This is a genomic window from Thermoanaerobaculia bacterium (assembly GCA_035717485.1).
In the GTDB taxonomy this organism is placed as follows: Bacteria; Acidobacteriota; Thermoanaerobaculia; order UBA5066; family DATFVB01; genus DATFVB01.
On record DASTIQ010000149.1, the window covers coordinates 20419 to 32816 of the forward strand.

A 12398-nucleotide genomic window follows, 5' to 3' on the forward strand; every position below is an offset into this window, starting at 1 on the left:
GGCATATCACTATGCGCTATTCGTGTCCTGGGGGCGCACGAGATAGGACACCGTCGAGGAGTTCTCCTCCTCCTCGCGGTCGAAATCGAGGACCTGCTGGAACATGTCGAGCATCGATTTCAGCTTCAGCCGGAAGTTGGCCCGCTGGATCTTCAGGTCCCGCATCGCCTTTTCGATCCGCGCCGACTGCTGCAGGGCTTCGGCCGTGAGCTGCTGGCCGGCGAGCTCCGCCTGGCGAACGACGTTCTCCGCCTCCCGGCGCGCCGTGTTCTTCATCTCCTCGGAGAGGCGCTGCGCGGAAAGGAGGGTCTCCTTCAGGATCTTCTCGCGGTCGCGGTGATCGAAGTTCTCCTCCTCGAGGTGGCGCACGCGCGTCTCGAGCTCGGCGTTCTGCCGGATCAGCTCGTGGAAGTCCTCGGCGATCGACAGCAGGAACCCGCGGACGGCCTCGGGGTCGTAGCCGCGGCGCTTCGTCGGGAACTCGTGTTTCTGGATCTCGAGAGCGGTGATCTTCGGTGTCATGGACGTTCTCCTCAGAGTGCCGAGACGGCTCCGCCCGTCATCAGCGACAGGACGACCGCACGGAGCAGGACGAGAAGGAGGATCGCGATGATCGGCGAGAAGTCGATTCCCCCCGTGATCCGGGGCGGAAGGATCTTCCGGCACGGCTTCAGCAGCCATTCCGTCGAGCGGTAGAGGAACTGGACGACCGGGTTGCGCGGATCTGGAGAGACCCACGTGACGAGCGCCGCCGCGATCACGAGCCAGATCACGAGCTGGAAGAGCATCGAGACGACCTGGACGAGACCGATCGCGACACCGGTGCCGAGCGCCCTCACGCCGATTCCCTCGCGCCGAAGAGGGCCGTGCCGACGCGGACGACGGTCGCACCTTCCTCGATGGCGACCTCGAAGTCGTGGCTCATGCCCATCGACAGTCCGGGAATCGGCGACCCCGTCTCGTCCTGGAGGCGGTCCCGGAGCGAACGAAGCTGGCGGAAGAAGGGACGCGAAGCCGCGGGATCGTCCGAGAACGGCGGAACGGTCATCAGCCCGCGGAGCTCGATCGCCGGGGCCGCGAGCGCGCTCCCGACGAGCGCCGCCGCGCCCCCGGGGTCGACCCCTCCCTTGCTCGCCTCGCCGCCGACGTTCACTTCCACGTAGATCGGGAGCCGGCGACCCGAGGCGCCAGCCTCTCGCGAGAGAATCTCGAGCAAAGAACTCCGGTCAACCGATTGAATCTCCTCGAAATATCTTACCGCGGTTTTGGCCTTGTTGGACTGGAGCCGCCCGATCAGCCGCCAGGAAAGCCCCGGGAAATCGGGGCGGAGCGCCTCGATCTTGGCCACCCCCTCCTGCACCCGGTTCTCTCCGAAGACGGTCAGCCCCGTCTCGGCGGCGCGCCGGACGGTGTCCACGGGATGGGTCTTCGTCACGGCCACGAGAGTAACGCCGGACGGGTCTCGCTTCCCGGTCTCGCACGCGCGAGCGATCCTTTCCCGGACCTCCCGGACACGGCGGGACAGCCCGGCCGGATCCGCCCCGGACGGGCCGCTCACATCGCTTCCGAGGCGTCGGCGCCGAGGTTCGCGAGCCGGTCCGCGTCGCGATTCTTCTCGCGGCGCACGTGCGCGATCGAGAATTTCGGAAACGTCTTCGCGCGCAACACCGCCTCGCGCGCGAGCGGCTTCAGGTTCTCGGCCTTGATCCGGAAACGGCCGTTGATCTGTTCGACGAGGAGCAGCGAGTCGGAGAAGATCGTGACTTCCGTCGCGCCGCGCCGCTCGGCTTCCCCGAGCGCCAGCAGGAGCGCCCGGTATTCCGCCTCGTTGTTCGTCGCCCGCCCGAGAGCCTCGAAGAGCTCGCGCGCGGGCTCTTCGCCGGCCGGGAAATAAGCTCCCGCGCCGGCGGGACCGGGATTGCCGCGCGCGGCGCCGTCGATGAAGGCGGTGACTTTCATCGTTGCGCGGCGCGGCGCTCCGTTGCAGCGATCGCCGGGTCGGGGACCCGGCGTCGCTGAACTCGCTCCGGAGAAAAAGGAATCGTCACGCTTCGGGACTCGTGACTCGCCGACTCGCGACCGTTCCTACGACGACGCGGCCGCGTCGTCCTGGTAGTAGAGGATTCTCTTGCAGGAGTCGCAGGTGATGACTTCGCCGCCGAGACGCAGCGCCTGGTAGAGCGCGGGCCGGAGTCGCACGTGGCAGGCCGAGCACGATCCGGCGACCGCGCGGACGACGGCGTGGCCTCCCTTGCGTTCACAGAGCCGGTAGAACTCCGCGAGCTTCTTCGGGGTGAACTTCTTTTCGATCTCGGCGGTCTGCGTCCGCGCCTCCTCGATCTCGCGGTCGATCTCGCGCTGCGTTTCGCGCCAGCCCGAAAGCTGGTTCTCGTGCTCTTCCGTCTCCCCAGGAAACTTCGCCTCCCGCTCGGCGAGCTCGGTCCGGGCGGCTTCGATCGTCTCCATGAATCCGACGACCTCGTCCTCGACTCCGCGAAGCTCCCGCTTGACCTGGTCGATCTCGTTCAACATCGCGCCGTATTCGCGGGAGTTCTTCACGGCCATCAGCTGCGCCTGGTACTTCTTCTGACGGTCCGTGAGCTCGGCGAGCTTCCCCTCCGACGCGCGGCGCGAGCGCTCGGCTTCGTCGATCGTCGCCTTGAGGTTTTCGATCGCGGTCATCTTCTCCCGGTACTCGCGATCGACGTCGGCGAGCTCGGGGGGAAGGGTTTCGCGCTGGCGGGCCTTTGATTTCTGGAGGAGGAAGAGCTCCTGGAGCCTGATCAGATTTTCTATTTCACCGGTCACGCCGTCTCCGCGAGTGCATAAAAAAGGGGCGCACTCGTGGAGAGTCGCCCCGTTTCCTCGATTTCGTCCTTGGGGACAATGTCGCGTGTTCTTGCCTGATCCACGAATCCCTTTCCCGTCTGCCGGTCCTGGGTCCACCCGGATTCGAACCGGGGTCTGGCCGGTTATGAGCCGGTGGCTCTGGACCGCTGAGCTATGGACCCGTGGGGATCCTAGCCCAAGCAGGAAAATATAGCACGGAACCCGGGGGCCTCGCCGGAGGCCCCAAATGAGCGATCAGAAGCTCAGTCGCACCCCGAATCGGAGTGTCCGCGGCGCCTGGATCTCGTAGATCTCGTTGGCCGTCGCCCCGCTCCCGTTGACCGCACCAGCGTTGCTCTTGGAGGCGAGGATCTGCTTCTGCAGAACGGTGTTCGAATTGAAGACGTTGAACACGTCCATCGAGAGCGTCAGGTCGGCCTTCTGGAAGAGCGGGACGATCTTCTCGAGCCGCATGTCGAGCTCGTAGAGATCCGAGTTGCGGTGGCGGGCAGGATCGCCGATGGCGACGTTCCGATTCCCGAGCTTGTCGCCCGGATTCACCCGGATGGAGTACGGGATGGGATACCCCTCGCGGCCGTACAGGTTCGCCGACGCATTGAAGTTCATCGGGAGCTGGTAGAGGCCGCTCACGTTGAAGCTCCAACGGGCGTTGATGTAGACGTACGGTCGCACGCCGGCGTCGCCGCCGAACCAGGCGAGCGAGCCGTCCTTGCAGGCCGGGCCGGTCGCCCCGCGGATGACGTTCGTCGGATCCTGGCAGGCGTTCGAGCCGACGTCCTGGTTCCAGCTCATCCACGTGAACGAGCCGTGCGCCATCCACCGGTTGGTGAGGCGCTTGGTCGCCTGGAGCTCCACGCTGTCGTACTTCGTGCCGTAGCCGGGGCGGTTCGTCTCGAGCCTGCCGAAGTTTCCGTGGTAGCCGCCGGTGACGCCGTAGACCGGATCCGACACGCCGAGGGAGTTTCCCTGCCAGTCGTAGCCTTCGACACCCGGCGAGTAGACCGAGTAGTCGGCGCTGGTCAGGCCGATGAGCGGTGTCCAGACGAAGTTCTTCCGGTCCCGATGCGTGTAGGAGAGGCCGGCCACGAACTCCGGCGAGATCTGGTGGTCGACGCCGATCGTGTATTCGTCCGTCGTGGGTGCCCGAAGGTGGCGATCGATCTGGTTGACCGAGACCTGGGCCGTCGGGTTGTTCGGGTCGACGCCGTACGCGTAGGAGAAGCCGGCGAGATCGCCCGGGCCCGTGATCGTATGGTTGCCGGCCGCCGCGTGAGCTCTGTAGGAGTCGGAAAGGTAACAGTAGAGGTACGAGTAGCCGAGCGGGTTGTCGTAACTGACCGTGGCCTGCCCGAGCTGGTCGGCAAAGCGCGCGTACGACGCGCGAATCAGGGTTTCCCTGTGCGCGCCGATCGCCCAGGTCAGACCGACCCGGGGCTCCCAGTTCTTCCAGCGGACTTCGGCGTCGCCGCCCGGATACGACAGCGTCGGCAGGCACGGGTTCGCTTCGGAGGGAGGCTGTTTCGAATCGCAGAGCACGTCGTTCCAGGAGCGTGCCGGGGACGTGGTCGGCAGGTTCCGGCCGTACTGTTCGTCGTAGCGCACGCCCAGATTGACCGTCAGGTTCGAGATCGTCATCGTGTCCTGCAGGAAAGCGCTTCCGTACCGGGTGTCCAGGGCGATGATGTTCGCACGAGTGAGCTTGACGATGCCAGAGTCTTCGAGCGGAATCGCCCCGCTCCCCGGCCACGTCGCGTTCGATTTCAGGTCCACTTTCCGGTAGCCGAACCCGAACTTCAGCTCGTGGCCCACGCCGCCGGTGTTGAAGAACGAAGAGAGGTTCCCGTCGACCTGGTGCTGCGGACGATAGGTCGAGTAAAAATCGTAGGAGTTCTGCCATACGCCCTGCACGTCGCGGTACATGTCCCGGTTCCCGCCCTCGGGAACGAACTTGAAGCCGCCGTCGACGTAGTCGTAGGAGATGTCCGCGACGAAGGTCGGCCCGAAGACCTGCGAGTCCTCCCCCTTCCAGATCGTCGTCGGTCCGGACTGGTCCCACGTGGTCGGCTGCGGCCGATTCGGTCCCCCGCCCCGCCCGAACTTCAACTTGTCGCCGCGGAAGTAGAAACCGGTCATCGAGTTCGACTCGATCGGCTGGACGTTGAGCTTCCCGGAGAAGTCCTCGAGCGTCGTCTTGTCGGGCGTGCCCGACGCCTGAAGCCGGTCGATCTGGTTCCTTCCGTAGCTGCCCCAGAGCCAGGCCTTGCCGGGCCAGAGCGGTCCGCCCGCTTCGACGCCATAGTCCTGGATGTTGTCGATCCGATTCTGCGCGCTGCTCTTTCCGAGCGCCTGCTGCTGCTCGCGAAAATCGGTGCGCGTGTTGTAGGCCTCGAGCTGACGCGGCGTATCGAAGAACCGGGCGGAACCGTGCACCTCGTTCGTGCCGCGCTTGGTCACCATGTTGAGGGTCACGCCGGGCACCGCGATCGAGGGATCGCTGCCGCCGGTCGTCGCCTGCATCTCCTGGAAGGCATCGAAGTCGTAGTAGGTCGGGGACGATCCGGCCGCCGACATGTCGGTGATCGTCACGCCGTCGACGTTCCACGCATTCTGGGACGGGTCGGTACCCTTGCCGACGTAGAGCGACTGCGCCCCACTCTCGCTGCCGCCGACGTTCTGGTTGTCGACGAGGACGCCCGGCGTCTGCTGCAGGATGACCCATGGGTCGCGAACCGTCGGGATTGACTTCAGCTCCTGCTGGCTGAAGTTGGCTCCCGCCGCCTGCTTCCTCGAATCGAGGAGCGGCGATTCCGAAGTGACCGTGACCGTCGCCTCGACGGCGGCGATCCTCATCACGATCGAAAGCTCCGTGTTCGCCCCCAGGTTGACCACCACGTTGTCGCGCTCGACCGTGGCGAAGCCGGAAAGCTCCGTCCGGAGCGAATAGAGGCAGGGAGCGAGGTTCAGGAAGCGGAAGTCGCCCTGCGTTCCGGTGGTCGTCGTCATCGGAGCGCCGCAGCCGGAGAGCGTCGCCGCGACACCCGGAAGCACGCCGTTCTGCTCATCCAGGACGCGAACGTAGAGGTTCCCCGTCGTCGCCTGTCCGGCGAGCGACGCCGCGACGCCGATCCCCAGGACGAAGATCGCGAGCCGTCGAATACGGGCCATGGCGGCCCCCTTTCGATTGTTGACTGCCACTGCTACGCGATTCGCCGCCCACTCGCATGATCCAGATGGATCATTCATTCGAAGCCGCGGGCCTGTAGCCTCGAAAGAGGTCAGCAATCGAGTTCGATTGTGAGCCGGGGCGAGGCGAAGATGAACCTCGCAGCGGGGTGCCGTCTCGGTCCTTACGAGGTCCTCTCCCCGCTTGGCGCGGGCGGGATGGGCGAAGTGTACCGGGCGCGAGACACGCGGCTCGGGCGCGAGGTCGCCGTCAAAGTCCTCCCGGAAGATCTCGCCCGCGACCCGGAGCGGCTTCGGCGGTTCGAGGGAGAGGCCCGCGCGGCCTCCGCTCTGACCGATCCCCACATCGTGGCCGTCTACGACGTCGGCGAAGAAGACAGCGTCCACTTCTTCGCCTCCGAGCTCGTTGACGGTTCCGACCTGCGCCGCCTGATCGATGCCGGACCCGTGCCGTTGAAGAAGGCCCTCGATCTGGCCGAGCAGATCGCTTCCGGCCTCGCCGCCGCTCACGAGAAGGGAATCATCCATCGGGACCTGAAACCGGAGAACGTCCTCATCACGAAGACGGGCATCGCCAAGATCGCGGACTTCGGCCTGGCGAAGTTGACCGAGTCGACCGCGCGAGACGTCTCCCAGCTTCCCACGACCGACGGGCACCAGACGACGGCGGGCGTCGTCATGGGCACGGTCGCGTATATGTCGCCGGAGCAGGCTCAGGGCAAGGCCGTCGACTTCCGCACCGACCAGTTCTCGTTCGGGACCGTCCTCTACGAGATGCTGACCGGAAGACGGCCGTTCGCCGGCGCTTCCCCTCCCGAAACGCTGACCGCCGTCATCCGCGAGGAGCCCGAGCCGCTCGAGAAGGCCGCGCCGGCCGTTCCCGCTCCCGTCCGCTGGATCGTCGAGCGGTGCCTCGCCAAGGATTCCGCCGAACGATTTTCTTCGACGAGCGACCTCGCCAAGGAGCTGCAGGACCTGCGATCCCATCTTTCCGAGGCGATCCGCGCCCCGGCCGTCGCCCCCGCCGAAACGCGCCGGTCCCGTCGTCGCCTGCCGTTGCCGGCGGCCGTCGCTCTGGCGGCGGCAAGCGTCGGCGCCGGTTATTTCGCCGCCGGCCGGCGCACCTCGAATGCGCCGCCGTCGTTCCGCGCTCTCACGTTTCGACGGGGCACGATCACGGGGGCCCGATTCGGACCGGACGGCAAGAGCGTGTATTACAGCGCGGCCTACGGCAGCGAACCGTCGCGGGTCTTCGTCACGCGGATCGACGGCACCGAGTCGGCACCGCTCGACCTTCCGCCCGCGATCCTGCTCTCGGTCTCGCAGAAGAACGAGCTCGCGGTGCTGTTGACGAACGAACGCAACCCGCACAACTCGCACGGAACGCTCGCCCGCGTCGCGGCGCTGGGGGGCACGCCGCGGCCCCTCGCGACCGACGCGATCGACGCCGACTGGGCTCCCGACGGGGAGCAGATGCTCCTCAGCCGCGGCGCGTCCCAGATCGAGTTTCCCCTCGGACATCCGCTGGCGCTGCGGGGTCAGGACCCGCGCTTCTCCCCCGCGGGCGATCACATCGCCTTCGCCGGTCGCGACGAGCGCGGCGCGCAGGTCGAACAGATCACCGACGTCGGCGGCAAGATCGTCACTTCGCATCCGATCGAATGGCAGTTCGGCAAAGCCTGGACGCCCGACGGGAAGGAGCTCTGGTTCACCGGCTCGGAGAGCGGAGCGGGCTACGACCGCGCCCTCTACGCGCTCTCTCTGACCGGCAAGCTGCGCCTGGTCCTGCGGGCACCGGTGGCGCTGACCGTGTGGGACGTCGGCTCCGATCGCCGTGCGCTCCTTTCCCCGGGCGCCGCCTGGCTCGGAATCGCTGCCGGCCGGGCCGGTTCGCCGAAAGAGCAGCCACTCGATCTTCTGGGGCGAACCTTTCCCATCGCCCTCTCGGCGGACGGCCGGTGGGTCCTGGCGTGGGAGCGTCGCGAGGTGGGAGGGGGCGCCTACCTGCGGTCGACGGACGGCGCCCAGACCCTGCACCTCGGAAGCGACGAACCGCTCGGGCTGTCCCCCGACGGAGCCTGGGTGCTCACGAGCAGCAAAGCGGATCCGCTCCGGCTGATCCCGATCGGGCCCGGCCTGCCGCGGCAGATCCCGACGTCGGGCCTCGGGCGGCCGCCGGGCGGCGCGATCGCCGGATCGGCTCGGTGGTCCCGCGACGGACGCCGGCTCTTCCTGTCGCAGCGCGATCCGGCCGCGGGCGCGACACCGGACTCTCGCATCTACGTGCGCGACGGCGACCGGCCGTGGCGACCGATCACGCCGGGGGGGATCGCGGGTCGCTTCGCCGTCTCCCCGGACGGCCGGAAGCTGGCGATCCGGGACGGTTCCGGTGTCCTCACCGTTTACCCCGTCGACGGCGGTGCTTCGGTCTCGTTCGCCGGGGAGACCGGAACTCCGATTCTTTGGAGTCCGGACGGCCGCTGGCTCTACCTCCAGACGTCGACGCTCGCCCTCGCGTCACGGGTGTACCGCCGCGAGATCGCGACCGGACGCGTCGAACCCTGGAACGAGGTTTCTCCCGCAGATCTGACCGGAGTGAGCATGATCGGAGAGGTGCTGCTGAGCGACGATGCGCAGTCGTACGTCTATCGGTACGCTCGGCTGTCGAACGAGCTCTACCTCGCCGAGGGGCTGCGATGAGCCGCGAGGAGGATCGATTCCTCTCCGCCACCGAAGCCGCTCCGGCAGTCGCCCCCGCGGAGGCACCGACGATCGACGCGTCGGCCCGCGGGTCTGGCATCCCTCTCGCCGCTCGTCGAGTGCTGGGCGGGCGCTACGAGGTCCGCGGCGTCCTTGGCCGGGGCGGCATGGGCGAGGTGTGGCTCGCCCGGGATCTGAAGCTCCAGGTCGACGTGGCGCTCAAGGTCGTTCGCTCCGAGAGGCTGAGCGAGTCCGGCGCGCTCGACCGCCTGCGCGCGGAGGTCCGGGCCGCTCGCGCGGTCGCCTCCCCGCACGTTTGCCGCGTCTACGACCTGGTCGAGGCCGAAGGCCTCGAGTGCATCTCGATGGAGTACGTCGACGGCACGACGCTGCGCGAGATCCTCGCGACGCGCACGCCGCTCGACCTCGGTGAGGCGCGGGAGATCGCCCTCCAGTTCCTGTCGGGGCTCGGAGCGATTCACGACGCGGGCCTCGTCCACCGCGACGTCAAGCCCGAGAACATCATGCGGACGCGCGCGGGCCGCGTCGTCCTCATGGACTTCGGCATCGCCAAGGCCGCCGCGGCGGGAGGGACGATCGCCGGCACACCCGCCTACTGGTCTCCCGAGCAGGCCGCCGGCGCGCCCGCGGACCGCCGCGCCGACATCTTCGCCGCGGGACTCGTCCTCGCCGAGATGGTGGCGCCGTCCGGCGTTCGCCGGCACGAACTGCAGGAGGCGCTCCTCCAGGGCCTTCGCGCGCATCCGTTGAAGGTGCCGGACATGCCCTGGGCCGAGGCGATCCGGAAAGCGGTCGCCCGGGATCCGGGCGATCGTTACGAATCCGCGCGGGCGCTCGCCCGGGCGCTCGAGGAGATCGCCGAGCGGCTGCCCGGCACGACGATCGAGAAGACCCGGCCGTATCCCGGTCTTTCGGCATTCACCGAGGCGGACGCGCGGTTCTTCTTCGGCCGCGAAGCCGAGATCGAGTCGGCGTGGAAGCGGCTGCCGAACCGGCATCTCCTCGCGATCGTGGGACCCTCCGGAGCCGGAAAGAGCAGTTTCCTCCGAGCCGGCGTGATCCCGGCGAAGCCCGAAGGCTGGGCGCACCTCATCTGCACGCCCGGCGACGCGCCGTTCGTCGCGCTCGGCCAGGCGCTGGTCCCCGAGATCTCGCGCGACACCCAGGCGATGCGCCAGATGCTGCGCTTCGAGAACGCCGATGTCGCGGTGGATCTCTTCCGCCGCTGGCGGAGCGCCCACCCCGAGGCCCTCGTCATCGTCGACCAGTTCGAGGAGCTCTTCACGCTCAATCCGACGGAGGTGCAGGCGCGATTCGCTTCGCTCCTCGGACGGCTCGTCCTCGAGTCCGACGTCCACGTGCTCCTCTCGATGCGCGACGACTTCCTGCTTCGCTGCCAGGATCACGAGGCGCTGAAGCCCGTCTTCAGCGACCTCATGCCCCTCGGCGCGCCGGCGGGTGACGCTCTGAGGCGGGCGCTCGTCCAGCCGGCGCTCCGGTGCGGTTACCGTTTCGAAGACGAAGCGCTGGCCGCCGAGATGCTCCGCGTCGTCGAAGGGGAGCGCGGGGCGCTGCCGCTCCTTGCCTTCGCCGCGAACTCGCTCTGGGAGCGGCGCGACCGCGAGAACGGTCTCCTCACGCGCGCGGCATACGAGGCGATCGGCGGAGTCGGCGGGGCCCTCGCGCGGCATGCGGAGGAAACGCTCGAGCGCGTCGGAAAGGAAAAGCTTCCGATCGTCCGGGAGATGTTCCGGAATCTCGTCACGCCGGAGGGCACCCGCGCCGTCCGCGACGTGGACGACCTGTTCACGGTGTTTCCCGAGGCCAAGCGCGGCGACGCGGAAGCAGTCCTGAAAGCTCTCGTCGACGCGCGGCTGCTGACCCGGTACGACGCGCACGCCACCGAGCCCGCGCAGACCGCCGGCCGGCGGGTGGAGGTGGTGCACGAGTCGCTGCTGTCGGCATGGCCACGCCTGGTTCGCTGGCGCACCGAGGACGAAGGCGGTGCGCAGCTGCGCGACCAGCTGCGCCAGGCCGCCCGCCTCTGGGACGACAAGGGACGAACGAGCGACTTGCTCTGGACGGGCACGGCGTTTCAGGAATTCGAGGTCTGGCGAAGCCGGTATCCGGGAGCCTTGACCGCCATCGAGGAAGACTTCGGCCGGGCGATGCGGGCGTGGGCGCAACGGCGCCGGCGGCGGCAGACCGCCGCGGTCGCGGGAGTGATCGCGGTCCTCGCGGCGGTGGCGATTGCGGTCGGCATCTCGCGGCACAGAGCGGTCGTCGCGGCGCGGCGGGCCGAGGCGAGCAAGCTCCTCGCTTTCGGCCAGGAGCGCCTCGCCGAGGACCCCACCGAAGCCCTCGCCTATACGACGGCGAGCCTCGAGCTGAACGACAGTCCCGAAGCGCGCCTCTTCGCCCTGAAGACGCTCTGGGAGGCTCCGCCGGCACTCGAGTTCGGAATCGGCAAGGTCGTCTGGCTGCCCGCCTTCAGCCCCGACGGTCGGCAGCTCGCGGCCGGGGGTTACACGGGAGACTCCCACGTCTTCCGCGAGGACGGCGGCCCACCGCTCGTCCTGGCCGGGAACGGAAACCCGTTCTGGGTCGCCGGGCGGATCGTCCTGTTCGTGTCTTCGGTCGGCCGGGCCTCGGTTTTTCTGCCTGACGGCAGGCTCGAGCGAACCGTCCAGTTCGGCGGCCTCTGCAGGGCCGTCGTCCTCCTCGACTCGCGGCTGTACGGCGCCACCGAGATCGAAGGAAAGGAAGGCCGGCCACCCGAATTCGCGCTCTGGAATTGGGGGCCGGTCGAGGGAGACCCCGTCGAGGTCGGTCGGGTCCCTCGCAGCGGTGCCTACGCATGGGGGCCGGGCGGTACGAGCTGGCTGTACGCGCGGGGAGGCACCCTGCTCGCGCACCCGCTCGCGGCATCACCCCGGAGCGCCGACCTCGTCCTGGGGGAGCACCTTCCGGAGATCGTGGCGATCCGGTCGATGGAGGTCAATCAGGTGGTGACGGTCAACCGCGCCCGGGAGCAGCGCCTCTGGACGCTCGACTCCGGGCAGACTCCACGAACGGAAAATCTCTCCTCCCCGGAGACCGCCCCGGACGCCGCGTTCAAGGGCGGATGGTTCTTCGAGCGGGTCGCGGAGGGCCTTCGTCTGTGGAGGCGGGGCGGGTGGCCGGCGGCGCGCCCCCTCTTCCTGCGGAGAAACGCGTCGTGGTACATGGCGAATTGGGACATCCGTGCGGCCGGCGACTGGCTCGTGGCTTCCACGCATGGCTACAGCCGGATGACGTTCTGGCCGCTCCTTGGCCCGCATCCGCTCGTCGTCGATGGGTTCAACCTCGACCACAAAGTCGAGGCCTTCAGCCCGGACGGCCGCTGGCTCGCGACGTCGTGGCGGGGCGCGTCGATCCGGCTCTGGCCGCTCACTCCCAGCTCGGCCGGCCCGCGGACCCTGGCGGTGCCGGGCCTGACCGGTCCGCCGAGAGGGATGTCGTTCGATCCCGGCGGCCGATTCCTGTTCTGTGTCGGAAGCAGCGTCTGGGTCGTGCCCGTCGATGGCCGGCCGCCCGTCAAGCTCGAGGGCTTCTCCAAGGTTCCCTGGATGAACGCGACGGCGGTCTCGCCGAGCGGGCGGTTC

General features: G+C 68.2%; 8 protein-coding genes and 1 tRNA gene. 2 read left to right on the plus strand and 7 right to left on the minus strand.

What is annotated here, in order from left to right:
- Window positions 1-9: 9 nt before the first annotated feature.
- The 7 genes from VFS34_07895 to VFS34_07925 all read right to left on the minus strand — a co-directional run bounded on the left by VFS34_07895 (window position 10) and on the right by VFS34_07925 (window position 6015).
- Entirely contained in the window at window positions 10-522 is a 513-nt protein-coding gene (locus VFS34_07895) for a DivIVA domain-containing protein (protein HET9794370.1), read from the minus strand.
- An 11-nt stretch (window positions 523-533) separates the two neighbouring features.
- Window positions 534-839 (minus strand): YggT family protein, encoded by a 306-nt coding sequence (locus VFS34_07900; GenBank protein HET9794371.1) that lies wholly within the window; start codon window positions 837-839, stop codon window positions 534-536.
- Window positions 836-1558 carry a YggS family pyridoxal phosphate-dependent enzyme gene (locus tag VFS34_07905; protein HET9794372.1) on the minus strand — a complete coding sequence of 241 codons (723 nt, stop codon included), beginning with the start codon at window positions 1556-1558 and terminating at the stop codon, window positions 836-838. The genes VFS34_07900 and VFS34_07905 overlap by 4 nt, the downstream gene beginning before the upstream one ends.
- Window positions 1555-1959: a ribonuclease HI family protein gene (locus VFS34_07910; protein HET9794373.1), complete on the minus strand. Its 405-nt coding sequence runs from the start codon at window positions 1957-1959 to the stop codon at window positions 1555-1557. The genes VFS34_07905 and VFS34_07910 overlap by 4 nt, the downstream gene beginning before the upstream one ends.
- A 126-nt stretch (window positions 1960-2085) precedes the next feature.
- Entirely contained in the window at window positions 2086-2808 is a 723-nt protein-coding gene (locus VFS34_07915) for a C4-type zinc ribbon domain-containing protein (protein ID HET9794374.1), read from the minus strand.
- A gap of 129 nt (window positions 2809-2937) precedes the next feature.
- Window positions 2938-3011, minus strand: a tRNA-Ile gene (locus VFS34_07920).
- Window positions 3012-3084: 73 nt separating this feature from the next.
- A complete protein-coding gene (locus tag VFS34_07925; GenBank protein ID HET9794375.1) occupies window positions 3085-6015 on the minus strand; it encodes a TonB-dependent receptor in 2931 nt (976 codons plus the stop codon).
- Window positions 6016-6165: 150 nt separating this feature from the next.
- On the opposite strand from VFS34_07925, the gene VFS34_07930 reads away from it, so the two are divergent.
- Together VFS34_07930 and VFS34_07935 are read left to right on the plus strand one after the other, a co-directional pair.
- Window positions 6166-8733: a protein kinase gene (locus tag VFS34_07930; GenBank protein HET9794376.1), complete on the plus strand. Its 2568-nt coding sequence runs from the start codon at window positions 6166-6168 to the stop codon at window positions 8731-8733.
- Window positions 8730-12398: protein kinase (locus VFS34_07935; protein ID HET9794377.1), on the plus strand; the 3669-nt coding region annotated here is incomplete at its 3' end. The genes VFS34_07930 and VFS34_07935, both read left to right, overlap by 4 nt.